The sequence below is a fragment of the Curvibacter microcysteis genome (assembly GCF_028649455.1).
GTDB classification, from domain to species: domain Bacteria; phylum Pseudomonadota; class Gammaproteobacteria; order Burkholderiales; family Burkholderiaceae_C; genus Curvibacter; species Curvibacter microcysteis.
Genome location: NZ_JAQSIO010000008.1, coordinates 94289 through 119213 on the forward strand (window position 1 = coordinate 94289; position 24925 = coordinate 119213).

The 24925-nt window shown below is 67.3% G+C and carries 24 protein-coding genes; 12 read left to right on the forward strand and 12 right to left on the reverse strand.

Annotated elements, in window-relative coordinates; translation table 11 throughout:
• Positions 1-23 precede the first annotated feature (23 nt).
• Both PSQ39_RS17945 and PSQ39_RS17950 read left to right on the forward strand, forming a co-directional pair.
• Positions 24-1019, forward strand: a complete 996-nt coding sequence (locus tag PSQ39_RS17945; protein WP_273928364.1) for a tripartite tricarboxylate transporter substrate binding protein — start codon at positions 24-26, stop codon at positions 1017-1019.
• Positions 1016-2338 (forward strand): sulfatase family protein, encoded by a 1323-nt coding sequence (locus PSQ39_RS17950; RefSeq protein WP_273928367.1) that lies wholly within the window; start codon positions 1016-1018, stop codon positions 2336-2338. The genes PSQ39_RS17945 and PSQ39_RS17950 overlap by 4 nt, the downstream gene beginning before the upstream one ends.
• Before the next feature lie 24 nt (positions 2339-2362).
• Here the strand turns inward: PSQ39_RS17950 and PSQ39_RS17955 are convergent, their stop codons facing one another.
• Positions 2363-2980, reverse strand: a complete 618-nt coding sequence (locus tag PSQ39_RS17955; protein WP_273928368.1) for a hypothetical protein — start codon at positions 2978-2980, stop codon at positions 2363-2365.
• A gap of 211 nt (positions 2981-3191) precedes the next feature.
• Positions 3192-3845: a TetR/AcrR family transcriptional regulator gene (locus PSQ39_RS17960; protein ID WP_273928369.1), complete on the reverse strand. Its 654-nt coding sequence runs from the start codon at positions 3843-3845 to the stop codon at positions 3192-3194.
• 88 nt (positions 3846-3933) lie between these two features.
• Between PSQ39_RS17960 and PSQ39_RS17965 the strand changes: the two genes are divergently transcribed.
• From PSQ39_RS17965 to PSQ39_RS18005, 9 genes are all read left to right on the forward strand, one after another.
• A complete protein-coding gene (locus PSQ39_RS17965; protein ID WP_273928371.1) occupies positions 3934-4401 on the forward strand; it encodes a nuclear transport factor 2 family protein in 468 nt (155 codons plus the stop codon).
• A 65-nt stretch (positions 4402-4466) separates the two neighbouring features.
• Complete coding sequence (locus tag PSQ39_RS17970) at positions 4467-5675, forward strand: sensor histidine kinase (protein ID WP_273928373.1); 1209 nt, start codon at positions 4467-4469, stop codon at positions 5673-5675.
• Positions 5672-6376, forward strand: a complete 705-nt coding sequence (locus PSQ39_RS17975; protein WP_273928375.1) for a response regulator transcription factor — start codon at positions 5672-5674, stop codon at positions 6374-6376. The genes PSQ39_RS17970 and PSQ39_RS17975 overlap by 4 nt, the downstream gene beginning before the upstream one ends.
• A gap of 157 nt (positions 6377-6533) precedes the next feature.
• Positions 6534-7949, forward strand: a complete 1416-nt coding sequence (locus tag PSQ39_RS17980; RefSeq protein ID WP_273928377.1) for a CmpA/NrtA family ABC transporter substrate-binding protein — start codon at positions 6534-6536, stop codon at positions 7947-7949.
• 1 nt (position 7950) lies between these two features.
• Complete coding sequence (ntrB, locus tag PSQ39_RS17985; protein WP_273928379.1) at positions 7951-8859, forward strand: nitrate ABC transporter permease; 909 nt, start codon at positions 7951-7953, stop codon at positions 8857-8859.
• A 46-nt stretch (positions 8860-8905) separates the two neighbouring features.
• The gene (locus PSQ39_RS17990) at positions 8906-9703 is read left to right on the forward strand and encodes an ABC transporter ATP-binding protein (RefSeq protein ID WP_273928380.1); all 798 of its coding nucleotides are present in this window, start codon (positions 8906-8908) and stop codon (positions 9701-9703) included.
• A gap of 114 nt (positions 9704-9817) precedes the next feature.
• On the forward strand, positions 9818-10261 hold the full coding sequence (gene cynS / locus PSQ39_RS17995; RefSeq protein ID WP_273928381.1) for a cyanase: 444 nt from the start codon (positions 9818-9820) through the stop codon (positions 10259-10261).
• A 69-nt stretch (positions 10262-10330) separates the two neighbouring features.
• Entirely contained in the window at positions 10331-11380 is a 1050-nt protein-coding gene (locus PSQ39_RS18000) for an RNA methyltransferase (RefSeq protein ID WP_273928382.1), read from the forward strand.
• Between the two features lie 484 nt (positions 11381-11864).
• The gene (locus PSQ39_RS18005; RefSeq protein WP_273928383.1) at positions 11865-13421 is read left to right on the forward strand and encodes an LTA synthase family protein; all 1557 of its coding nucleotides are present in this window, start codon (positions 11865-11867) and stop codon (positions 13419-13421) included.
• Positions 13422-13439: 18 nt separating this feature from the next.
• On the opposite strand, the gene PSQ39_RS18010 is transcribed toward PSQ39_RS18005, so the two are convergent.
• The 8 genes from PSQ39_RS18010 to PSQ39_RS18045 all read right to left on the reverse strand — a co-directional run bounded on the left by PSQ39_RS18010 (position 13440) and on the right by PSQ39_RS18045 (position 20814).
• Complete coding sequence (locus PSQ39_RS18010) at positions 13440-14447, reverse strand: hypothetical protein (RefSeq protein WP_273928384.1); 1008 nt, start codon at positions 14445-14447, stop codon at positions 13440-13442.
• Positions 14448-14545: 98 nt separating this feature from the next.
• The gene (locus PSQ39_RS18015; RefSeq protein ID WP_273928386.1) at positions 14546-15214 is read right to left on the reverse strand and encodes a histidine phosphatase family protein; all 669 of its coding nucleotides are present in this window, start codon (positions 15212-15214) and stop codon (positions 14546-14548) included.
• Positions 15215-15318: 104 nt separating this feature from the next.
• Positions 15319-16302, reverse strand: a complete 984-nt coding sequence (locus tag PSQ39_RS18020) for a threonine dehydratase (protein WP_273928388.1) — start codon at positions 16300-16302, stop codon at positions 15319-15321.
• A gap of 24 nt (positions 16303-16326) precedes the next feature.
• On the reverse strand, positions 16327-17010 hold the full coding sequence (locus PSQ39_RS18025; RefSeq protein WP_273928390.1) for a VOC family protein: 684 nt from the start codon (positions 17008-17010) through the stop codon (positions 16327-16329).
• Positions 17007-17960, reverse strand: a complete 954-nt coding sequence (locus PSQ39_RS18030; protein ID WP_273928392.1) for a PhzF family phenazine biosynthesis protein — start codon at positions 17958-17960, stop codon at positions 17007-17009. Before PSQ39_RS18030 ends, PSQ39_RS18025 begins: the two co-directional genes overlap by 4 nt.
• Before the next feature lie 93 nt (positions 17961-18053).
• A complete protein-coding gene (locus PSQ39_RS18035; RefSeq protein ID WP_273928394.1) occupies positions 18054-19250 on the reverse strand; it encodes an aminotransferase-like domain-containing protein in 1197 nt (398 codons plus the stop codon).
• Positions 19247-20212: a DMT family transporter gene (locus tag PSQ39_RS18040; protein WP_273928395.1), complete on the reverse strand. Its 966-nt coding sequence runs from the start codon at positions 20210-20212 to the stop codon at positions 19247-19249. Before PSQ39_RS18040 ends, PSQ39_RS18035 begins: the two co-directional genes overlap by 4 nt.
• Positions 20209-20814, reverse strand: coding sequence for a LysE family translocator (locus PSQ39_RS18045; protein ID WP_273928397.1), 606 nt, complete (start codon positions 20812-20814; stop codon positions 20209-20211). Before PSQ39_RS18045 ends, PSQ39_RS18040 begins: the two co-directional genes overlap by 4 nt.
• Positions 20815-20958: 144 nt before the next feature.
• On the opposite strand from PSQ39_RS18045, the gene PSQ39_RS18050 reads away from it, so the two are divergent.
• Entirely contained in the window at positions 20959-22395 is a 1437-nt protein-coding gene (locus PSQ39_RS18050) for an aminotransferase-like domain-containing protein (RefSeq protein WP_273928399.1), read from the forward strand.
• A 6-nt stretch (positions 22396-22401) separates the two neighbouring features.
• Here the strand turns inward: PSQ39_RS18050 and PSQ39_RS18055 are convergent, their stop codons facing one another.
• Together PSQ39_RS18055 and flgL are read right to left on the reverse strand one after the other, a co-directional pair.
• The gene (locus PSQ39_RS18055; RefSeq protein ID WP_273928401.1) at positions 22402-23652 is read right to left on the reverse strand and encodes an HDOD domain-containing protein; all 1251 of its coding nucleotides are present in this window, start codon (positions 23650-23652) and stop codon (positions 22402-22404) included.
• A 10-nt stretch (positions 23653-23662) separates the two neighbouring features.
• Positions 23663-24916: a flagellar hook-associated protein FlgL gene (gene flgL, locus PSQ39_RS18060; protein WP_273928402.1), complete on the reverse strand. Its 1254-nt coding sequence runs from the start codon at positions 24914-24916 to the stop codon at positions 23663-23665.
• Between the last annotated feature and the right edge of the window lie 9 nt (positions 24917-24925).

Consider the following 24925-nt stretch of genomic DNA (forward strand, 5'->3'; position numbering starts at 1 on the left):
CCCAGCCCTTTTCCAAATCCGCTATGCACCCGCCATCGCTGCCCACCTCCGTCCTCTTGAACCGCCGCCAACTGGGCACGCTGGCCTTGTTGGCGCCCTGGGGGGCTCAGGCTCAGGCTCAGGCCCCGGCCTACCCGGCGCGCCCGGTCAAGCTGATCAATGCCTTTCCACCCGGGGGGCCGTCCGACATCCTGGCGCGCTCGGTGGGCGAGGTCTTGCAGGGCGTGTTCAAACAGCCTTTTGTGGTCGACAACCGCCCCGGAGCGGGCGGCAACCTGGGCACGGACCAGGTGGCCAAAAGCCCGGCCGATGGCCACACGGTGTTGATCGGCATCGACTCGACTTTCACCGTCAACCCCCACATTTACAAGAACCTGCCGTTCAAGCTCAGCGACTTCAAGCCGGTGATGGTGATGGCGTCTTCGGGCTTGATGGCGGGCGCCTCCCCTGGCACCGGCCTGCGCAGCATGGCGCAGCTGGTGCAAAAGGCCAAGCAGCAGACGCTCAACTTCAGCTCGGGCGGCAGCGGCAGCCCGGGCCACCTGGCGGTGGAGGTCTTGTCCGAGGCCACCGGGGCCCACATCCAGCACATCCCCTACAAGGGCAACACCCCGGCGGTGGCCGCAGTGCTGGCCGGTGAGGTGGACGCGGGCGTGCTGGCCACACCGGGCATGCTGCCCCATGTCAAGGCAGGCAAGATCACGCCCCTGGCGGTGACCAGCCGGCAGCGCTCGCGCTTGGCGCCGGAGGTGCCGACGGTGGCAGAGCTGGGCTTCAAGGAACTGGAGCAAGAGGTGCTCTACATCGCCTTGGTGCCTGCGGCCACCCCCGACAATGTAGTGCAGACGCTGCAGCGTGCCTTTGCCGAGGCCATGGCGCGCCCAGAGATCCAAACCCGCCTGCAGGCCCTGGACTTGCAGGCCGAGAAAGACAGTGGCGAGGCCATGGTGCAGCGCCTCAACCAGGCGTCCGAGCGCTACCGCCGCGTCATCCAGGCCACAGGAATGAAAGTCGAATGAACCCCTCTCAACGCCCCAACATCATCTTCATCGTCGCCGACGACCTGGGTTATGCCGACCTGGGTTGCTACGGCGGCCGCGCACCGGTGTCGCCGGTGCTCGACAGCCTGGCCGCGCAAGGCCTGCGCTTCACCCAGGGCTACTCGAACTCGCCGGTGTGTTCGCCCACCCGCTTCGCCATGATCACCGCGCGCTACCAGTACCGCCTGCGCGGCGCGGCCGAAGAGCCCATCAACAGCAAGAGCCGGGGCAGCACCACCCTGGGCCTGCCCACCGATCACCCCACGCTGCCCTCGCTGCTCCAGGCCAGTGGCTACAACACCGCCTTGATTGGCAAGTGGCACTTGGGTTACCCGCCCGTGTTCGGACCGCTGCGCTCGGGCTATGACGAGTTCTTCGGCCCCATGTCGGGCGGTGTGGACTACTTCACCCACTGCGATTCGCGCGGCACCCACGACCTGTGGTTTGGCGAGGAGGAGCACCGCCAAGATGGCTACCTGACCGACCTGCTGTCCGACCGCGCCGTGGACTGGGTGGGCCGCATGGCCCCCGACGCGGCCCAGGGCAAGCCCTTCTTCCTGAGCCTGCACTACACCGCGCCGCACTGGCCCTGGGAGACCCGTGACGATGAAGCGCTGGCGCAGGAGGTCAAGGACAACCTGTTTCACCTGCATGGCGGCAACATCCATACCTACCGCCGCATGATCCACCACATGGACGAAGGCATTGGCCGCGTGATGGCGGCGCTGCGCCAGCACGGCCTGGCCGACAACACCCTGGTGGTGTTCACCAGCGACAACGGGGGGGAGCGCTTCTCCGACAGTTGGCCCTTGGTGGGCGGCAAGATGGACCTTACCGAGGGTGGCATCCGCGTGCCCTGGATCGCCCACTGGCCGGCCGCCATCGCCCCGGGCCGGGTCAGCGACCAGCATTGCCTGACCATGGACTGGTCGGCCACGATGCTGGACGCCGCTGGCGTGGCCGCGCACCCGGACTACCCGCTCGACGGCGTGTCGCTGCTTCCGGTGTTGCGTGACAGCGCGCCGGCGTTTGAGCGCCCCATGTTCTGGCGCATGAACCACCGGGGCCAGCGCGCCGCGCGCCAGGGCGACTGGAAGTACCTGCGCGTGGACGGCCACGACTACCTGTTCAACATCCCGGCCGACGAGCGCGAGCGTGCCAACCACGCCAGCCGCCAGCCTGAGCGCCTGGCCGAGCTGCGCGCCGCCTGGGAAGCCTGGAACGAGAGCATGCCGCCGATTCCCGAGGACGCCACCGTCAGCCTCGGCTACGGCGCCAAGGACATGCCCCAGCGCTGAGCGCGCAGCCTGTGCCTGGTGGGCTCATCGGCCCAGCACCTGGGACTTCATCAGGTTGCCCACGATCAGCTTGATGATGTCTTTGCGCACATCTTCGAGGCTGCTGGGGTCGGTGGTCTTGGTTTGGGCCGACCACACCAGTTGGCCGTCGGCCACGGCGTACAGCGCGCCTTGCACATAGGTGCTGGTGCTGGTGTAGTTGTAGCCCGGGGTGACCAGGGTGTCGCTCCAGCCGCCACCCCAGCCGTCGGACCAGAAGCCGCCCGCGTACTCGGGCGGTACGTATTTTTCGGTGTAGGTGGTGCGGCTGACGCCGGTCATCACCAGGCCATCGATCTGGTGTTTTTGCAGCGTGGCCTGGATGGTGGCCTTGGGCAAGGTGGTGAGGTCGGTGTCGTTGAAGATTTCATAGGCGGGCGTGGCCCGCGTGACGCCGCTCAGGCGGGCGGCGATGTCCTGCTCCACCGAGCGGGCCACACCGATGTCCTTGCTCCGTGAGAACACCAGCACATGACGCAAAGGTTGGCTGGTGAAGCGCGGATCGCTCCATTGGTTGTCAAGCTTGGTGCTGGAGCAGGCGCTCAGCAGCCAGGGGCTGCAGGCCAGGGTGGCAAGGGTGGTCAGGGCAAGGCGTTTGTTCATGGCGGTACTCCGAGGGGCCAGGCAGATGGAAGACACATCGGCCGATGGACGATGCGGCCCCTGCAAGGCCACGCGGAAGCCAGGTCCGGACCGCGGCCGCAAGGGGCCGGGCCACTTTAAAAGCCGTTTTCAGCGCTTCAGGCCTGACAGGCCTGGCGCCCTGGTAAAGGTTGGCAAGGTCCGCAACCGGGCTTTGTCGGCGGCTGTGGCGTCAGGGCGTCATCGGCTTGGGCGGGGGCAGGGCGTCCAGCGCGGCCAGCACCCGGGTGAGTGCCTGCACAGCGGCTTCGACCGCGGCGCCGCCGGTCTGCGCCCGCACGATGGCGCCGTCGACCGCCAGCCCAGCCGCCGCCGCCATCGACTGGGCTTCGGCCTCGGGCCAGCCGGGCAGCAGCGCGGCGATGGCGTCCACCATGTCCTGCTTGTGGGCGGCGGCCATGGGCAGGGCTTCGGCCAGCCCGCCGCCCAGTTCGGCCACGGCGTTGATGAAGGCGCAACCCCGAAAGCCGGGGTCGCGCAGCCACTCGCTCAAGGCCAGGGCCACCGGTTGCAGCGGCTGCCGCTCGCGTGCCGGCTCGGCTTGCTCGGCTTGGTGGCGTGCCAGCGCCGCCTGGAACCAGGCCATCCAGCGTTCATGCCGGTACTGCAAAAAAGCGCGAATCAAGTCGTCCTTGGAGGGGAAGTGCCGGTAGAAGGTGACCTTGCTGACCCCGGCTGTGGCAATCACCCGGTCCACCCCGGTGGCGCGCAGGCCTTCGCGGTAGAACAAACTGTGGGCGGCCTCCAGGATGCGCTCGCGCGCAGGCAGGGCGCTCAGGTCGGGCGATGGGTTCAAGGTGGGGGCGGCAGAAGAGGCCAGGGTCATGGGGGGATTGTAGACAGATCTGTCTACATGCTTTAATCTGCAGGTAGACAGACTTGTCTACATCCGAATCTTTTCTCAAGGACGCCCCATGGAAACCAAGCCGCCTCTCCCTCCCTTCACCCAGGACAGCGCTGTGCAAAAAGTGCGCATGGCCGAAGACGCCTGGAACTCCCGTGACCCAGCCCGCGTGGCCCAGGTCTACACCGAGGACACGCGCTGGCGCAACCGCGCCGAGTTCCCGGTCGGGCGCGAACAGGTGCGCGAGTTCCTGGAGCGCAAATGGGCACGCGAGCTGGACTACCGCCTGATCAAGGAGCTGTGGGCCTTCACCGAACACCGCATCGCGGTGCGTTTTGTCTACGAGTGGCATGACGACTCGGGCCATTGGTTCCGCAGCCATGGCAATGAGAACTGGGAGTTCAACGCCCAGGGCCTGATGCAGCGCCGCTTCGCCAGCATCAATGACCAGCCCATCCAGGCCGAACAGCGCCTGTTCCACTGGCCGCTGGGCCGCCGCCCGGACGACCACCCCGGCCTGAGCGCGCTGGGCTTGTGAGCCCCAGCGGGGGCGGACGCCAGGGCGGCGTCCGCTGTTGGGCATGACCGTTGCTTGACGGTCTCATGCTCGCCTCCCGTTTCAACATCCCTGCCGGCACCGATGCGCTGTGGCAGCAGCGCCTGAGCCTGCTTCTGGACTCCACCGGCGAGGGCATCTTCGGCATCGACTTGGCGGGGGACTGCGTCTTCATCAACCGCGCGGGCGCTGCCGCCCTGGGCTTTGAGCCCGCCGAGGTCATGGGCCGCAACATGCACGCGCTGACCCACCACAGCCACGCCGACGGTCGCCCCTACCTGGATGACGACTGCCCCATCTTCAACGCCTTCCGCCAAGGCCTGCCCTGCCGCATCGACACCGAGGTGTTTTGGCGCCGCGATGGCACGGCCTTCCCGGTCGAGTATTCCAGCCACCCCATCCTGGACGGCGCCTTGGTGCGGGGGGCGGTGATCACCTTTGTCGACATCAGCAGCCGCAAGCAGGCGGCCGACCGGCTGCAGCAGGCCTACCGCGCGCTGGAGCGCACCAACGACGAGCTGGAGCTGCGCGTGCAGGCCCGCACCCAGGCCTTGAGCGAGGCCCTGGGCCAGTTGCGCGAGCTGGCGGCCTACTCCGAGAAAGTGCGGGAGGACGAGCGCACCCGCATCGCACGCGAGGTGCATGACGAACTGGGCAGCCTGCTGGTGGCCCTGAAAATGGACGTCAACTGGTTGCACAAGCGCCTGGGCGAGCAGGCTGAGCGCCCGCCCGAGGCCGCCGAAGCCATGCGCCAGACCCTGCGGTGCAAGTGCCAGAACATGAGCCGGCTGATCGAAACCGCCGTCGACAACGTGGGCCGCATCATCACCGACCTGCGCCCCAGCATCCTGGACCACCAGGGCCTGTGGGCGGCGCTGGAGTGGCAGGCGCATGAATTCAGCCAGTCTGCCGAGCTGGCCCTGGATTGGTGCATGCATGTGCCCGAGACCTGGGCCCTGCCCGAGCCCGCCGCCATGGCGGTGTTCCGCATCTTCCAGGAGATGCTCAGCAACGTCGGTCGCCACGCCCAGGCCAGCGCCCTGGCGGTGCGGATCGAATGCCGCGAACAAAGCCTGCACCTGCGTGTGCAGGACAACGGCCGGGGGGCGCCGGCCCAGGCTTTTGAGGCACCCACCGCCTACGGCGTGATGGGCATGCGCGAGCGGGCGCGCCACCTGGGCGGCACCTTGCACATCGACAGCGCGCCTGGGCGCGGCACGTGTTTTCAGCTGCAGATTCCCCTGGAGGCGGCATGAACACGACGCCGCCACCCCTGCGCGTGCTGCTGGCCGATGACCACCGCATCGTGCGCGAGGGCCTCAAACAGGTGTTTTCCGACCCGGCCAACGGCCAGCCCGAAATCCGGGTCCAGGCCGAGGCCACGGGCGGCGCGGAGTTGCTGCAACTGCTGGCGTCCCAAGGGCCCGAGCCAGCGCTGGACGTGGTGGTGCTCGACATCGCCATGCCGGGCCAGGACGGCCTGGAGTTGCTGCAGTGCCTGCGCCAGCGCTGGCCCAGCCTGCCGGTGCTGATGCTCAGCACCTACCCGGAGCGCCAGTACGCGGTGCGCTGCCTCAAGCTCGGCGCCTCGGGCTACCTGAACAAAAGCGCGGACCCCGACGACATGGTGGCGGCGGTGCGCAAGGTGGCCGCTGGCGGGCGCTATGTGAGCCCGGCCACGGCCGAAGCCCTGGCCCAGGCCTTGGGGCCGAGCGCACCTGGGCCCAAAGCGGCAGCAGGCACCTTGCTGGGGCAGGCCGGCATCGACAGCCTGTCGCACCGCGAGCACCAGGTGTTTCGCCTGCTCAGCAGCGGGCACAGCGTGACCCAGATTGGTGCGCAGCTCAAGTTGGCGGTGAACACCGTCAGCACCTACCGGACGCGGGTGCTGGAAAAAACCGGTGCGCGCAACGACGTGGAGTTGGCTTTGCTGGCCCGGGGCCATCCTCTGGAGTGAGCACGCCTGTCGATCGCGCTGGCGGCAAGCCGCATTTGTAGGGGCCGCCCTACAGCGTGTCGATGCGGGCGCCGCGAATTGAGGGGCATGGGGGGACTGGCCCTGAAACTGGCCCGCGCTTTGCGAGGGACCCGCATCCACTCTACAAAGGTGTGCCATGTCCGAGTTCTTTTCGCCCTACGATGCCGACCGCCCCTTGATGCTCAAGTGCAGCTGTGGCCGTGACCACAGCGCTGCCGACCACCAGGCCGAACTGAGTGCCGAGGCCGCCGCCGCCACCTTGCGCCAGCGCAGCCTGACGAGCGAGTTCGAGGCCTACAGCAACGAGTTCATCGAAGCCACGCTGGTCAAAGCCCTGTTCCCGCAGGACGCGCTGCGCCGGCGCTTTCTGCGCGCCGTGGGCAAGGACACGGCCATGGCCGCCATCAGCAGCGTGCTGCCCGTGGCCAGCCTGCAAGCCATGGCCCAGGAAGCAGGCAAGGGCGGCGGCAACCTCGAGAAGAAAGACCTGAAGATCGGATTCATCCCGATCACCTGCGCCACGCCTTTGATCATGGCCCACCCGCTGGGCTTCTACAAACAGCAAGGCCTGAATGTGGAAGTCACCAAGACGGCGGGTTGGGCCCTGATCCGCGACAAGATGATCAACAAGGAGTACGACGCCACGCACTTTTTGAGCCCCATGCCCTTGGCCATTTCCATGGGCCTGGGCGCCAACGCCACGCCCATGAACGTGGCCACCATCCAAAACGTCAACGGCCAGGCCATCACCCTGAGCCTCAAGCACAAGGACAACCGCGACCCCAAGAACTGGAAGGGCTTCAAGTTTGCCGTGCCCTTTGAGTACAGCATGCACAACTTCCTGTTGCGCTACTACCTGGCCGAGGCGGGCCTCAACCCCGACACCGACGTGCAGATCCGCGTCGTGCCGCCGGCCGAGATGGTGGCCAACCTGCGGGCGGGCAACCTCGACGGCTTCCTGGGTCCGGACCCGTTCAACCAGCGCGCCGTGTTCGAGGAGGTGGGCTTCATCCACCTGCTCACCAAAGACCTGTGGAACGGCCACCCCTGCTGCGCCTTTGGCACCAGCACCGAGTTCATCCAGAAGAACCCGAACACCTTCGCGGCCCTGTACCGCGCGGTGCTGACCTCGGCCGCCATGGCGCGCGACCCCAAGAACCGCGAGCTGATCGCCAAGGTGATCGCGCCCCAGGCTTACCTGAACCAGCCCGAGGTGGTGTTGCAGCAGGTGCTGACCGGCAAGTTTGCCGACGGTCTGGGCAACATCCGCACCGTGCCGGACCGCGCCGACTTCGACCCCATGCCCTGGCAGAGCATGGCCGTGTGGATGCTGACCCAGATGCAGCGCTGGGGCTACATCAAGGGCGAGGTCGACTACAAGCAGATCGCCGAGAAGGTCTTCCTGTTGACCGAGGCCAAAAAGCAAATGAAGGCCTTGGACCAGAAGGTGCCCGACGGCGCGTACCCCAAGTTCACCATCATGGGCAAAGAGTTTGACGCGGCCAAGGCCTCGGCCTATGCCAAGAGCTTTGCCATCAGCAAGGCGGCCTGATATGAGCCCCTGGAAGACCCTGGGATTTCGCGCGGCCATGCTGTCGCTGCTGATCTTTGTCGTCCTGGTGGGCGCCTGGCGCGCCGCCACCTTGCCCGACGCCAAGCCGCCCAGCGCGGCGGCGGTCAAGGCCTTGAGCCCCGAGCAGATCGAGTACCTCAAGATGATGGGCAAGGACCCCACAGCGGCCACCAGCGCCGACGCAGGTGCCGAAGCCAGTGGCAAGACCGGGGGCTTCCCCACGCCCTGGCAGACCGCCAGCACGGCCTGGAAGTTGTTGAGCAACCCGTTCTACGACAACGGGCCCAACGACAAAGGCATCGCCATTCAACTGGCGCATTCGCTGGGCCGGGTGGCCCTGGGCTTTGGCCTGGCCTGCCTGGTGGCCATTCCGCTGGGCTTTGCGATCGGCATGTCGCCGCTCCTGTACCGGGCGCTGGACCCCTTCATCCAGGTGCTCAAGCCCATCAGCCCCCTGGCCTGGATGCCGCTGGCGCTCTACACCATCAAGGACTCGTCGATCTCCGGCATCTTTGTGATCTTCATCTGCTCGGTCTGGCCCATGCTGGTCAACACGGCCTTTGGCGTGGCCTCGGTCAAGCGCGAGTGGCTCAATGTGTCGGCCACGCTGGAGGTCAACCCGCTGCGCCGCGCGCTGCTGGTGATCCTGCCAGCCGCCGCCCCCACCATCTTGACGGGCATGCGCATCAGCATGGGCATTGCCTGGCTGGTCATCGTGGCGGCCGAGATGCTGGTCGGCGGCACCGGCATTGGGTACTTCGTCTGGAACGAGTGGAACAACCTGTCGCTGAGCCATGTGATCTTTGCCATCGGCGTCATCGGCGTGGTGGGCATGCTGCTGGATGTGGCCTTCGCCCGTTTGCAAAAGGCGGTGACCTATGTGGAGTGAACTGAGCCCGCGCGCCGCCGACCCCGTCAAGACCCAGGGACCTGCCATGAAGAATGAACTGCTCCAGGTGCAAGGTTTGGGCAAGGCCTACCTGCCCAGCAAGCCCGTGTTCAGCGAGGTGTCCTTCACGCTCGACCGAGGCGAATTTGTCTGCATCATCGGTCACTCCGGCTGTGGCAAGACCACCATCCTGAACGTGCTGGCGGGCCTGGACCAGGCCAGCGCAGGCCATGTGTTCATGGAAGGGCGCGAGGTCGTCGGGCCCAGCCTGGAGCGCGGTGTCGTGTTTCAAAGCCATGCCCTCATGCCCTGGTTGACCGTGCAGCAGAACATCGCGTTTGCCGTCAAGTCGCGCTGGCCCGATTGGCGCGCGGCCCAGGTCAATGAGCATGTCGAAAAGTTCGTCGCCCTGGTGGGCCTGAGCCCGGCCATCGACAAAAAGCCCTCGCAGTTGTCGGGCGGCATGAAGCAGCGCGTGGGCATTGCCCGGGCCTTCAGCATCCAGCCCAAGATGCTCTTGCTGGACGAGCCCTTCGGGGCCTTGGACGCGCTCACCCGCGGCACCATCCAGGACGAGCTGATGGCCATCGTGCGCCAGACGCAGCAGACCGTGTTCATGATCACCCACGACGTGGATGAGGCCATTTTGCTGGCCGACCGCATCCTGCTCATGAGCAACGGCAGCGAAACCGCGGAGGGCTACCGCCCTGGCGGCATGGCCGAGGTGGTGGTCAACCCGCTGCCGCGCGAGCGCACCCGGGCCAGCCTGCACCACCTGGACGGCTACTACGCGCTGCGCAACCACATCGTGGACTTTCTGGTCAGCCGCGCCAAGGCGCACTGAGCCCCTTTCCCGCAGACACCCCGACAGGCACCCAGGGTCCCCTGGACCCAGGGCGGGGCGGCCTGCGCCCTGTTTTCAACCCGGCCTTGTTTTCAACACACCCAAGGAGTCACCATGAACCGCAATGACGTCACTGAAAAAATCATCTCCACCAAAGTGCTCAAGGGCATCAAGTGGGAGGCCGTGGCCAAGAAGCTCGGCCAGTCCAAGGAATGGACCACGGCGCTGTGCCTGGGCCAGATGACGGCCAGCCCCGAGCAGGCCAAGCTGCTGGGCAAGATCTTCGGCCTGACCGTGGAAGAGCAAAAGTGGCTGCAAGTCGTGCCCTACAAGGGCTCGCTGCCCACGCCCGTGCCCACCGACCCGCTGATCTACCGCTGGTACGAAATCGTCAGCGTGTACGGCAGCACCATCAAGGAGCTGATCCACGAGGAATTTGGCGACGGCATCATGAGCGCCATCGACTTCAGCATGGACATCCAGCGCCAGGCCGATCCCAAGGGGGACCGCGTCAATGTCGTGCTGTCGGGCAAGTTCCTGCCCTACAAGACCTACTGAGTCCGCAGGGGCTGGGGGCGCAGGCGTTAAGCTCGGGGCCGTTTTGATTCCCCGACCTTGAAGCCGCCCATGCGCATCCAGACCCTCCGCGACCGCCTGCGCGCCCTTGGCGCACGACCCGCCCACGAGCAGCGCGTGCTGCGCCTGTGGGCCCAGGCCTTGCCGCAGGACCAGGGCCGGCGCCGGCTGGAGGACTTCATGCCCACCGCCTTGCGCGAGGCCCTGCCAGCCCTCAGCGCCGAGCTGGAGGGCCTGGCCCGGCTGCAGTCGCAGCACCCGGGCGAGGACGGCTCGGCCCGCCTGTTGGTCACCCTGGCCGATGGCCAGTCGGTCGAAAGCGTGCTGCTGCCGCGCGACGGGCTGTGTGTGTCCACGCAGCTGGGTTGCGCCGTGGGCTGCGTGTTTTGCATGACGGGGCGCGAGGGCCTGTTGCGTCAATTGGGCAGCGCCGAGATCGTGGCCCAGGTGGCGCTGGCGCGGCGCCTGCGTCCGGTCAAAAAAGTGGTGTTCATGGGCATGGGCGAGCCCGCGCACAACCTGGACAACGTGCTGGAAGCCATCGAGCTGCTGGGCACCGAGGGCAACATCGGCCACAAGAACCTGGTGTTCTCCACCGTGGGCGACCCGCGCGCCTTTGAGCGCCTGCCCCAAGGCCGGGTCAAACCCGCGCTGGCCTTGTCCTTGCACACCAGCCGTGCCGACCTGCGCGAGCAACTGCTGCCGCGCGCACCGCGCTTCACACCCGAAGCCCTGGTGGAGGCTGGCGAGCACTACGCCCGCTTGACCGGCTACCCGGTGCAGTACCAGTGGACCTTGCTCGAAGGCATCAACGACACCGAGGACGAGTTGGCCGGCATCGTGCGCCTGTTGAAGGGCAAGTACGGCGTGCTCAACATGATCCCCTACAACAGCGTGCCCGATCTGCCCTACCGCCGCCCCAGCTGGGAGCGCGCTGCCGAGATCGCCCGTCAGCTGCACCGCCAGGGCGTGCTGACCAAGCTGCGCCAGTCCGCCGGCCAGGACGTGGACGGCGGCTGCGGCCAGCTGCGGGCCCGCGCCAGCGCGGCAGAACAGCCCGTGCACTGGCACCCGAGCCCGTCCCCCTCCCCAGCCCCTTAAGGCCTTTCGTACGCGTCCCTGCCCCCCGTGACCGTGGGCGGGGAGGCCTGCGCCTGCCCGCTGTCCCATCCCCCGTTCAGGGGATGAAAAAAACAATTGGTCACATTAAAGTCCGGTAAAAATAATAAATTGGGCTATTCAGCTTGACGACGGACTTAGAAAATAGAAGAGCAGCCCTTGCCTCCGCAACGGCGCCGCAGGGGGATAAATGAATCATCGGGACGAATCGTTCCTTCGTCAGTTCTCGGCTCAGCATGTGCTCGGTTTGCTGGTGAGTTTGTGTCTGGCCCTGTTGGGGCTGGCGTTGCTGCGTGGCTGGCAGATCTATGGCGCCTTCCGTCAAACAGAGGGCTGTGGTTATCAGTGCGTCACCCTGTCGACTTTGGCGAATGATTTGGAGGTGCTGGGGCTGGTTTTAACCTGTGCGCTTTTGGGGCGTTGGAGCCGGGGCTGTTTGCGCTGGGCCTGCAGTTTGGCCGGGCAATTGCTCATCGCCCTGTATGCCATTGATATTCTGATTTACACCGTGTTGAAGCACCGGCTGGATGTGGCCGATATTTTCAAATACGGGGGCCAGGTCCGACTCAATGAAAGCGTGGTCATGCCCGCCATTTACACCCTGACGGGTTTGGCCTGGCTGGTGCTGCTGGTGTTGAGCGAGCTGCTTTTTTCCACGCTCTTGCTGTCCCGTGGCCGGGGCCGCAAAGCGGTGTTGGGCTTGTGCATGTTGCTGCCGGTGCTGGTGTCTGCGGAGAAACTGTCCACCCCCCCGGCCCACATCTCCAAGAATGTGTTCGAGAGTGTGCTGGCGGCCATGTTGCCGGAGGGGGAGAACCGCGCCTTCAGCCCGGCTTACCAAGCCCAATTGCAGGCCGCCCCTGAACCCGAACAGCAATGTCGGCCCGGTGACGGGCAATTTCGGCCCGTGATTTTGCTGGTGGTCGAGTCACTGTCGCTCTACCAGAGTCAGGCCCAGTCGGGCATTCACGATTACTTGCCAGAGTTGGACCGCATTGCGGCCCAGTACGCCTATTTCGATCAGTTTTATGCCAATGGCTTTACCACCGATGGCGGATTGATTTCCTTGTTGACTGGGCATTTTCCCTTGCCCAATATCAACCGTTATCAGAGCGCTCAAGCCTACATGGGCTTTGAACATGCCAGCCAGGATGCATTCCAGAAGCTGGCGGCCGCGCATATTCAGGCCCGGTATTTCCGCTCCGCTGATTTGGAATTCATCGGCACCGGCGAATGGCTGAAAACCCTGGGTTTTGACAGTGTGGAGGGGCCAGAAAACCCGTTTTACGACGGGATGCCGCGAGGCTCTTTCAATGAGCCGGGGGACGCCGCGCTGTACCGCCGTTACCTGTCCTGGTTGGACGAACAGCCGGCCCACAGCCGATTTTTCTCGGTCATTCAAACCACCACCACCCACCCGCCTTTTGTGATTCCGGGCCAGGCCGAGGGTGGCGAGGAAAAGGCTTTTCGTTACGCCGACCAGCAAATCGGTGACTTTGTGCGTGCTTTGGAACAAAGGCATTTCTTTGACCAAGGCATTTTGTTGATCACGGGCGACCACCGCAGCATGACCTTCACCCGCCCGCAAGAGGTGGCCCAGTGGGGCAAGGAGGCCATGAGCCGCATCCCCGCCATCTTGGTTGGCGGGGCCGGTGTGCCCAAGGGCCGCATCCCGGGGCGCTGGCAGCAGGTGGACTTCCTGCCATCGCTGCTGGCCGCTGCGGGCCTGGACTCTTGCACCAGCGATTACCAGGGGCGCTTCCTGGTGGACGCCAAGCCAGCCAAGTACATCCTGCACGCGGAAGGGGTGGAGCGCGATCGCATCCTGGTGCGCACCCAGGACGACCCCGTCTTGCGTGAGATTCAGATGGCGGGAGACGACACCCATTGGGCAGGCCCCGCGCTCGCCGGGTCTGCCGGGCCGTCCCTGGTGGCGGAGGTGAACCGCCAGCGCGCGGTTCGACCCGATGCGCCCTCGGACCTGGGCGCGGGCCTGTTGCGGATCTACGGCATGTTGCCCTGAGGTCTGCCCGCGACGGCCTCAGGCCAGGGGCAGCTCGATGTCGCTGCTGCCCGGGCACACCCAGCGCGCAAATTCACGCATCGGTGCCACATCGCCAGCCAGGGCGGGCGCTGAGGGTGAATGCACCGCAGGCAGGAAATGCTGGAAGCGGCCTTGGCCCAGGTAAATCGACCAGGTGCCTTGTTCGTCAGGCAGCAAGCGTTGCGTGGCCGAGGTGTGACCGAACCACAGGCGGTCGCCCGGCACGGCAAAGTGCCTGGGCAAGGCGGCCTCGGGCTGGCCCAGCTGGTGCATCAGGCCCTGGTGCACTTCGCAGTTGCGCATCACGCGGCGCTCAAAGCGCTGCTGCAGCCGGCTGTACAGGGCCGGGTGGTGGCGTTGCAGTTCCTGCGCCAAGCCCAGCAACAGCACCCATTCCGAGGCGCGGTAGCTGCTCAAGTGGTGGCCAGGGTGCTGCCGGTCCGGCTGCAAGGTGGTTTGCAGGGCGGCGATCAGCGAGCGGCCTGGCCGCAAGCGCAGGCCCTGCGGCGGGTCCTGCAGCCAGTCTTCAGCCGGACACCTTGGCGCGTTGGGGTCGGGGTTGAGCCGGGTGTCCCGGGCCGCCCACACGGTGTTTTGCCGCACGCGGATGGCGGCGGCCCATTCTTCATGGCTGGGAAACGCCAAGGCCTGGGGGCTGGCCAGCATGGCCACCAGGATCTCGCGCGCCAAGTCGTCGGCATGGCGGGTGTCCAGGCCCAGGGTGTCACACAGTTGGCGTGTGTCGTGATCAGGCACCCAGTGCTCGGCCAGTGCCGGGCGCAGGCTGAAGTGCAAGGCCGGGCCCGGCAGGCCGCCGTGCTCGGGCAGCAGGGCCACGTCGACCAGGCTGGCCAGACCGTGCTGTTGCAGCTGACGCATGCTGGCCCAGTGCATGGACTGCAGGGCTTGGCCGTCCGGGCTGCGCAGCAGCACGCCACCCCGTACCGGGGCGGTCTGGGGGGCGGCAGCAGGGAAGGGCGTCAAGGCCTGTTTCAGGGCGCTCATACAGGCAGTATCGGCAGCGGGGGCGTGACTCAACCCCCGTGAAAACCCGTTTGTCGGACTCGGACATACCCTGAGGCCGCCCACTGGGGGCTGGCGCCTCAGGCGTGGGTGATCCAGTCGGCGTACTCGGGCGCGTCCAGGTGCGGCAAGGTGTTGTAGGTGACCAGGCTGTGGCGCTTGGGGGTGAAGTGGAACTCGCTCACGGAGCTGTTGCGGATGCGCAGGTTCAACTCGATGGTGGCTTCGGGGCTGGTGCCCAGGATGTGGCCCACGGCGGTGGAGATGGGACCGCCGCTGGAAACCAGCAGCACGTTGCCGTCGAAGTTCTGCCGCACATGTTCCAAAGCGCTGCTCACGCCGTGCACAAAGTCGTTGTAGCTGGGCATGCCGCGCGGGCTGACCACGCCCGCCATCCACTGTGTCAGGCCGTCGCGCAGCAGGCGAAAGTGGTGGCGGTACAGCTCGGGCGTGTCCGGCTTGGCCAGGGGCATGGGGTGGATGGCCTGGATCACGGCTTCGCTGTCGTACTCGTTGAGGCCGGGCCAGAGCAGCGGTTGGGCTTGCCAGTCCAGGCCCTTGGCCATGCCGGCCAAGGTTTCCTGGTGGCGCCGCAGGGTGCCGGTCAGCACGGCGTTGAACTCAATGCCCTTGAGCCGGAAGTATTCCCCCAGGCGCACGCTTTGCTTGTGCCCAAGCTCGCTCAATCGGTCGTAGTCGTCGGCTCCAAACGAGGCCTGGCCATGGCGCACAAGGTAGAGGGTTCCCATGGGGCGGATTCTGGCCGGGCCCCCCAGGCCGCACAGTCGCCCGGGCGACCGTTTGGCCCCGCGGCGTCACCCGGGTGACCGGGATCGCTGGCGTTAGCCCCCTTTTAAGCGGCGATGGCCGCCGTGCTCAGGACTTCGGCCATCATCGCGGCGTCCACATTGCCCCCCGACAGGGCCAGGCCCACGGTCAGGCCGCGCAGTGAATCGCGCTCTTGCAGGGCCGCGGCCAGGGCGGCCGCGCCGGCGCCTTCGGCCAGGTTGTGGGTGTCGGTGTAGAGGTGGTGCATGGCGCGCGCCACTTCGTCGTCACTGACTTGCACCAGGTGGTCCAGGCCTTTGGCCAGTACTGGCAAGGCGGCTGCGTCGGCCACGCGGCAGGCCATGCCGTCGGCCAGCCGCGTGCTGACCGGGGCTTCGACCACCCGGCCGGCGGCCAGCGAGTCGGCATAGGTGGTGGCGTGGGCGCTGACCACGCCCACGATGCGGGCGCGGTGGCCCAGGGCCTGTTTGGCGGCAATGGCCGAGCAGGCGCCCGAGCCCTGGCCGATGGGCACATAGACCACGTCCAGTGTGGGCACGGCGCGCAGGAACTCCCACCAGTAGGTGCTGACGCCGCGCAGCAAGTCGGGGTGGAAGCTGGGCACCATGTGGGCGTCTCGCGTGGCGGCCAGGCCGATGGCGTGTTCACGCGCGGCCTGGAAGTCGTCACCGTGTTCGATCAGCTGCACGCCCAGGGCGCGCATGGCGGCGTTTTTCTCCACCGAGTTGCCCAGGGGCACGACGATGGTGCAGGTCACGCCATGCTGGCGCGCGGCCCAGCCAATGCTCTGGCCATGGTTGCCTCGGGTGGCGCTGATCACCTCGCGCGGCAGTTCGCCTCGCTTGGCCAGTTGCTCGAAGTAGGTCAGGCCGCCACGGATCTTGAAGGCACCCACCGGGGTGTGGTTTTCGTGCTTGAGCCAGCAGTCGGCGCCCAGGCGCTCGCTCAACAGTCCCCAGCGGTACTGCGGTGTGGGCGGGAAGGCCCGGTACACGACCTGGGCCGCGGCTTCGATGTCGGACAGCGTGGGCAAGGCATTCAAGGGCATGGCGGGCTTTCGGTGGGGCGGTGGTCAGACGGGGGTGCTCAGGCTCACTGGGCCGCGGGGGCTGAGCAAGCGGGCGTGCAATTGGGCCGGGCCGCGCTGCACCGGCACCTCCAGCGCCAAGGCTTGCAGGGCCGCACTGAGCGGGGCGGGCTCGGGCAGGGACAGGCTGAAGTCCAGCAACTGCAGGCCCGAGGCGGGCAACTGGTCGACCGGGTGCTGCGCACCCCACTGGATCAAGGTGGGCAGGGTGCCGCCGAGCAGGCGCTGGCCATCGTCGCGCACGGTGATCTGCCAGGACAGCAGGCCGCTGGCGGTTTGGCGCGAGGCGGCCAACACCGGGCCACGCGCCAGGCCCTGCGTTTGCCAGGCCCGGCAGGCAGCCTGCACATCGGGGCAGCGCGCCACCCAGTGCTGCAGGCTGGGGCCCTGCTGGCGCAACTGGGCTTGCAGTTCAGGCTGGTCCAGGTCGAACCAGCGCTTCAAGGGGGGCTGGCGTTGCGGGGTTTGCGAGGGATCGATGGCCAGGATTTCCAGGTAGCTGGGCGGGCCGTTGGGGCGGTCCAGGCGCAGCAGGCGGTTGTGCGTGCCCATCAGCGGGTGGGCGCCACCCGGTCCGGGCGTCAGGCCCAGCGTGGCTTCGCACCAGGCCACACCCTCGTCCAGGGTGGCGGCCAGCACCACCAGGTGGTCGAGGGTGGCGGCGCTCACAGGTCCACCGTGCCTTCGATGCAGGTCACGCTGGCACCGCCCACCCACACTTGCTGGCTGTCGTCGCAGCGGATGTGCACGCGCCCGGCGCGGTCCAGGCAAGTGCCTTGGGCGGCGATGTACTCGCGCGGCGCATGGCCGTCGGCGATCAGCCACTGGGCCAGGCTGGCGTTGAGGCTGCCGGTGACCGGGTCTTCCGGCACGCCGATGGGGGCGGCAAAGGCGCGCACCTCCAGGCTGGGCGCCGTGGCGTCTTGCACGGGCGGGGCCATGCGCTGGTTTTGACCAAAGGCGCGTGCCTCGCGGTTGGAGCGCACGATCAGGCCGGTGCGCACCTCAGGGTGTTCGATGGCCACCACGCCCACTTTTTGACCCAGGGCTTTGAGCTCCAGGTGGTTGGGTTGCAGGGCCAGCACGGTTTGCGGGTGGTCCAGCAGCAGGCCCATCCAGACCGGGCCGTTGTCCAGCACCTGGGCCGCCAGCACCTGCTGCGGCTTGAGGCCCAGGGCCCGCGCCACTTGCGACAGCACGGCCGGGCTGGGGTCGCTGCGCGTCAGCGGCGGCGCGGCAAAGGCCAGGCGCTGCTGCGCGCCGCTGCCGTCACGGCGGATGCGCACCAGGCCGACGCGGCACTCTTGCACCACTTCATCGGCGCGCTGCGGCTGGCCGCCTTGGCGCAGCCAGGCGTGGCAGCTGCCCAGCGTGGGGTGGCCGGCAAAAGGCAGTTCGCCGCCGGGCGTGAAGATGCGGACTTGGTAGTCCGCGCCCTGAGCGCGGGCGGCCTCGCTGGGCAGCAGCACAAAAGTGGTCTCGGACAGGTTGGTCCAGCGCGCAAAGCGCTGCATGGCCTCGTCGTCGAGGCCGCGCCCGTCCAGCACCACGGCCAGCGGGTTGCCGTACCCGGCGGTTTCGGTGAAGACGTCGACTTGTTGGAAAGGGCGTTGGCTCATGGGGAGGGATTCACGCAATCTCAGGGGACAGGGGGACTGCACCCGCCCGGTGTGGGGCGGGTACGGCCGGGCGGCCTGGGGGCCGCAGGGGACTCAGGCCAGGGCTTGGCGCAGGGTCTTGGCCAGGGCGGCCACGCCGATGTTGATCTGCTCCACGCTGGCCGTCACAAAGGACAGGCGCAGGGTGCGCGGGTCACCGCCGTCGGCATAGAAAGGCGCGCCGGGCACGAAGGCCACGTTGTTCTCCACCGCCAGGGGCAGCAGCTTGACGCTGTCCAGGCCCGCGGGCAGGCGCAGCCACAGGAACATGCCACCCACCGGGCGGTTCCATTCCACGCCCAGGCCGGCGAACTCGCGTGTCAGCGCGGCCAGCATGGCTTCGCACTGGGCCTTGTAGAGGGCGCGGATCTTGGGCACGTGGGTGTCCAGGAAGCCGTCCTTGATCACCTCGGCCACCATGCGCTGGTTGAAGGTGGGGGTGTGCAGGTCGGCCGCTTGCTTGGCCTGCAGCAGCTTGGGGTACAGCGACTTCGGCGCCACCAGGTAGCCCAGGCGCAGGCCGGGGGCCAGCACCTTGGAGAAGGAGCCCAGGTACAGGGTGTTGTCCGGGGCGCGCGCGGCCAGTGGGGCCGGGGGCGGGGCGTCGAACCACAGGTCGCCGTAGGGGTTGTCCTCGATCACCGGCAGGCCGGCGGCCAGGGCGCTCTCGGCCAGGGCCTGGCGGCGGGCGTCGCTCATGGTGCGGCCGGTCGGGTTCTGGAAGTTGGGCAGCAGGTAGACAAAGCGGGCGCGGTCGGCGGCGCTGCCGTCACCCGCAGCCTGGCGGGCCAGGTCCGCGGGGTCCGGGCCTTCGGCGTCACAGGCGATGTTGGCCACGCGGGGTTCCATCGGCGTGAAGGCCTGCAGGGCGCCCAGGTAGGTGGGGGTCTCCACCAGGATGCGGCTGCCGCGGTCGATCAAGATCTTGGCCACCAGGTCCAGGCCTTGCTGGCTGCCGGTGGTGATCAGCACCTGGTCGGGGCTGACGTCCCAGGGCAGTTGCTGGGCGATGAACTCGCGCAGCACCGGCAGGCCTTCGCTGGACGCGTATTGCAGCGCCGCGGCGCCGTCTTCGCGCAGCACCTTGGCGCTGGCTTCGGCAAAGGCCTCGATGGGGAAGGTCTTGGGCGACGGCAACCCCCCGGCAAAGCTGATGATGCCGGGCTTTTCCGTGACCTTCAGGATCTCACGGATGGCCGACGGGTTCATCTTGTGGGCGCGTTCAGCCAGCGTCCAGTTGGGGGTGCTCATGAGGCGTTTCCTTTCGAATTCAGGGAGGTCAAACTGGGATTGTCCGTCTTTGCGGGGCTGCCCACCGGCGCTTTGCGCCCGGCAAACACCGTGGCCACCACGGCGCAGGCAAACAAAACGGTGGGCAGGTCCAGTTGTTCGCCCAGCAAAGGCACGGCAAACAGCATGGACAGGAAGGGTTGCAGCAGCTGAACCTGGCTCACGCGCACCGTGCCCCCCAGGGCCAAGCCCCGGTACCAGGCAAAAAAGCCCAGCCACATCGAGCCCACGGCCACGTAGGCAAAAGCCCCCCAGGCGGACAGGGGCATGGTGCTGGTGGGGCGGCTGTCCCAGGCCAGCGGTGCGCTCAGCGGCAGTCCAATCAGCAGGGCCCAGCAGATCACATGTTCGGCCGGCATCTGGCGCGACAGGCGCCCGCCGTAGGCGTAGCCCACCGCGGCGCAGGCCATGGCCAGCAGCAGCAAGCCGTCGGCCGCCTGCAGTCCCAGGCCGCTGCCGCCCGCGTGGGTCAACGCGAACGTCACCACCAGGGCGCTGCCGACGCCAGCCCAGGCCCAGAACTGCCAGGACGGGCGCTGCCGGTGCAGCACGGCGCCGACCGCGGCGGTGGCCAGGGGCAGCACGCCCACGATCACGCTGGCGTGCATGGCCTCGACATGGCGCATGGCGATCGAGGTGAACAGCGGAAAACCAAACACCACGCCCAGCGAGGTCAGCAGCAGCGGCAACCACTGATCGCGCTGCGGCCAGCGCGCCCGGGTGGCCAGCAGGTACAGCGCCGACAGGCCGGCGGCCACCACGGCGCGCCCCATGGCCAGGAACTGGCCCGACATCAGCGGGGCGTCGGGTTGCCCCACGGCCAATCGGGTCATGGGCAGGGTCAGGGCAAAAATGGCCACGCCCAGTGCGCCCAGCCAAAGGCCTCGGCGCAGATCGTTGGCGGTGGTGGTGTGGTGGCTCACAGCGCACTCCACAGCAGCCAGACGGCGGTCAGGGCCAAGGCGCTGGCCATGGTGCGGTTGAACACCAGCAGGCGCTGGCCCTGGGCCAGCCAGTGGCGCAGCAGCGAGCCCACCAGGGCGTAGGCCAGGTTGCTGGTGAAGGCAAAGAAAATCATCACGGGCAGGATGATCAGAAAGCGCTGCAGCGGGTCGGCCTGGCCCGCCACAAAGGCGGCCACGATGGACAGGGCCAGCATCCAGGCCTTGATGTTGAGGAACTGCAGCAGCACCCCCTTGCCAAAGGTGACGTTCAGGCGCGAGGCGTCGGCCTGGGTCAGTTGGCGGCTGTTGGCCAGGCGCGCGGCCAGCCACAGCAGGTAGGCCATGCCGGCCAGCAAGATGCCCCAGCGCAACACCGGCGCGGCCAGGATCAGCGCCCCCGCCCCAGCCGAGCAAAAGGCCAGCAGCAGCGACCAACCCACCGGCACCGCGCAGACAAAGCCCATCGCGCGGCGCAGGCCAAAGTTGGCTGCCAGCGCTGTGGACAGCGTGGTGTTGGGCCCAGGGGTGAAGCTGCTGGCCGTGGCCAGGATCAGCAGGGCGGAGAGTTCTTGCCAATTCATGACGGTCACTTTATAGTTTTTAACCAGCACAGAACCAATACAGTTTTCCTGACGTTTTGAAAATCTGTATTGGTAATCCGATCAGCACAGTTGGCCGCACAGCGGCCTGGCGCGGCCCCAGGCCTGCGCTTTGAAAGCCGCCCCATGCTCACCCGCCACGCCACCCAATCCCTCACTGAACAACTGGCCGAGCGCTTTGCCGAGCGCATCCGCGCCCGCCTGCTGGCGCCCGGCTCGCGCCTGCCTTCGGTGCGCGAATGCGCGCGCCAGCAAGGCGTGAGTGCCTACACCGTGGTGGCCGCTTACGACCAGCTGCTGGCCCAGGGCCTGGTGGAGGCCCGGCGCCAGCGCGGCTTTTATGTGCGCGACCTGAGCAGCAAAAGCCCGGCCCCACCCGAGGCCACCCCGCGCAGTGCCGCCGCGGCGGTGCTGGGGGAAAGCCCCTTGCCCTCGGGCTCGCATGTGAACGCGGCAGCCCTGATCCGGGGCATGTTCCACCAGGCGTCGAACAAGCCGCAACCGGGCTCGGGTGTGCTGCCGCCCGACTGGCTGGAGACCACCTTCATGCCTGCGGCGGTGCGCAAAGTGACCAGTACACGGGCGCTGCAAGACAGTTCGCTGCGCTATGGCGACCCGATGGGCGACGCCGAACTGCGCCGGGTGCTGGCGCAGCGCCTGGCGGCCATCAACATCACGGCGGTGCCCCAGCAGATCATCACCACCGTGGGGGCCACGCATGCGCTGGACATCGTCAGCCGCACCCTGCTCAAGCCCGGTGACCCGGTGATGGTGGAAGAGCCCGGCTGGTCGGTTGAGTTCGCGCGGCTCGACGCCCTGGGCATGAAGATCCTGCCCGTGCCGCGCCACGCCGATGGGCCTGACCTGGCGGTCATGCAGCGCTACTGCGAGGTGCATGCGCCCAAGCTGTTTGTCAGCGTCAGCGTGTTCCACAACCCCACCGGCTACTGCCTGACACCCGGCAGCGCGCACCGGGTCTTGCAACTGGCCGCCAAGCATGATTTCTATGTGGTCGAAGACGACACCTACGGCCACATCGCGCCCGAACACGCCACCCGCCTGACCGTGCTGGACGGTCTGCAGCGCAGCATTTATGTGAGTGGTTTTGCCAAGATCCTGGCGCCCAACTGGCGCGTCGGCTTCCTGGCCGCGCCGCCGCGCCTGGTGGAGTCGCTGCTGGACACCAAGCTGCTGGCCACGCTGACCACGCCCTCGCTGCTGGAAAAAGCCCTGGCCCTGTGCATCGAGCAAGGCCAGCTGCGCCGCCATGCCGAGCGGGTGCGCATCCGGCTGGAGGCGGCACGGGTGCGCAGCGTCAAGCTGGCCCAGCAGGCGGGCTGCACCTTTGCGGCCGAGCCGGCGGGCCTGTTTGGCTGGGTCGACACGGGCGTGGACACCGATGTGCTGGCCCAGCGCATGCTGGACCTGGGCTACCTGCTGGCGCCGGGCGCGCTGTTCCATGCGCGGCGCCAACCCAGCACCCTGATGCGCATCAACTTCGCCACCACGCAGGATGCGGCCTTCTGGAAGGTGTTCGCCCAGGTGCTGCGCGACAGCCGTTGAGGCCTGTCAGGCCGAGGGCGGCGGGCTGGGCGGGATGCGCTGGCTGCACAGCATGTGCAGCAGGGCGCGGTTGAGTTCTTCGGTGTCAAACTCGTGCGCCTGGCGCAGCGAGCGGATGGCCGCCATGTCCCCTTCGCCCAGGGCCCGCGCCAAGTCCAGCGCGGCCACATAGGGGCCGGACTGGGTCACGTTGGCCGCGTAGATGCGGTCGGACAGGGGCAGGCGGTGCAAGATCGTGCCCAGAGGTTCACCGAGCAACACATCAAGCTGGGAGAACAGGCCGCACAGGTAGACCTCGCGGCGCAGGTCTTCTTCGACGCCCGCGTCCAGGATGTGCTCCATCAGGCGCGCCCGCAGCACCATGGCCATGCGCACGGGCTGCAGGTCGGCGTCGGTGCTGGCGTGGGGGAGCTGCCCGACGATCCATTTCTCCAACTGGGTGTAGCCCATCATCATCAGGCCGTGGCGCAGCGACTCGATGCCGGTGCGCAGGCCGAAGGCGGCGGAGTTGACCAGGGTCAGGAAGCGGTAGCAGAGCAGGGGCTCCTCGCTGAGGATGTCCTCCAGCGAGTCCATCGACTCGTCGCGCGTGATGGCCCGCACCAAACGCTCCAGCACGGCGCGCGAGGGCGGCAGCTCGCGCAGCCGGTGCGCGTAGAGCACGTCCTCGTCGGGCCAGCCCAGTACCGAGCGCGCGTGTTTTTGGTCCAGGCAGTGGCTGACCAGGGCTGCGCTGGGCAGGTTTTCGTAGCTGTGAGCGGGCTGGATGGGGCTGCGCAAGAACGCAGCGGAGGGCGCGTTGGGAAAGCGCTTTTGGTGCAGCGCCGCTTGCAGGGCTTCGGCGGCGTCTTCGGGATCCAGGCTGAGCAGACCATGGTGGAAGGGCCGGCGCGGATCGGGCGTGGGCAGCGCGCGCAGCGGGCCACGCCAGACCAGGGGGGCGCCGCGCTGATGGGCGTCTTGCACCTGTTGGCGCAACTCGGGGAGGGCCAGCCAGTCGCCTGGGACGGTGATCTGGGGCGCCTCGGCGTCGGCATGCGCGAGCAAGTCGGCCAGCAGCTCTGGGCTGTCACAGCTCAGCAGCAGGGGCGGGGAGTCGGCGTTCCAGAGCTCGCCCAGGGTGCGCAGCAGGTGTGGCGCGTCGACCCAGCAGGCGGGCTCGGCGGCAACACGCAGTTCGACCCCCGCCAGGTCGCGGCTGCGCCCCCACAAAGGGCGGTACGCCAGGGTGATGCTGCCCAAGACCGATTGAACCATGCGAGGGGTGCTACTTCAGGAAGTCAAACAGATTCATGCTCTGGATTTGCGCATAGGACTTCAGAGCCGCTTGGTAGCCAATGCTCTGATTCTGAAAGTCCGAGATCCCCTGAAGCATATCCAGATCTTCGGCGCGCGATCGGTCGCCTTCCAAACGGACGGCGCGGCTTTGCTGGTTGGAGTCGATCACATCAGCGTTGTTCAGGTAGTCGCCGGCCAGGCCACGCGCCGATTGGATCGACACAAAAGCGTAGTCCAGCGAGCTCAGCGCCGTGGTGACGGCCGCCGTGCGGGCGACGTTGTTGGCGGCCTTGCTGATGTCGTTGATGGCGCTGTCCATGACATCAAAAATCGTGGCCTTGGGCTTGGCGACGAACACATCGCCTGCCGCTGGCGTGCCGGTGACCGTCATCGACAGGTCGTTGTTGCTGGCGCCGCCGAAGGAGGCGGTGGTGCCCGACAGGGTCAGCGAGACCGGCGCGGCCGTGGGGTCGTTCAGGTCGGTCACGTCATAGGTGGTGGCCGAGGTGAACTTGAGCTGGTAGGCGTGGCCTGCCGAGGCACTCAGGCCCGAGGCGCCGCTGACCGTGACGTTGCTGGCCGTGCCCGTGCCGGTGTTGGCGCTGGCTGCGCCCACATAAAAGGTCCCGGCGCCGGCACTGCCCACGCCCGGATTGGCGCTGTTGCCATTGCTGTTGAGGCTGGCAAAGGCGGCACGGCCATCGATGGTGTTGGGGATGGTGACGTCGGTGCCGGTTTGCTGGCCCGGGATGCCGGTGAAAACCACGCCGCTGCTGACCGTGGCTTCGGAGAAGGGCGCCACGCTGCTGCCCAGGCCACCGAACAGGGCTTGGCCGTTGGCGTCGGTGGTGTTGGCGTAGCTCAGGATCTGGTTGCGCAGGGTCTTGAGCTGCTGGGTGATGGTGCCCAAGTCGCTGGGGGTGTTGGCGCCGTTGCCGGCCTGCACCACCAGTTCGCGGAAGGACTGGATCGCGTCGCTGGTCTGGCCGAGCACGGTTTCAGCGTGCGCCATATTGTCTTTTTGCAGCGACAGAGCGCGCTGCTGGATGGTGACCTGGGCCGAGCGGGTGACAGCGCGCTCGGCCTGGGCGGCGGCGGTCGGGTCGTCGCTGGGCTTGAGCACGCGCTTGCCCGAGGTCATGTTGCTTTGCAGCTTGGTCAGCCCGGCCTGGCGCGAGCTGATGTTGTTGATCGCGGTGGCGTAGGCATCGGAGGAGCCGACCCGGGCGAAGAAATTGGACATGGTGTCTAC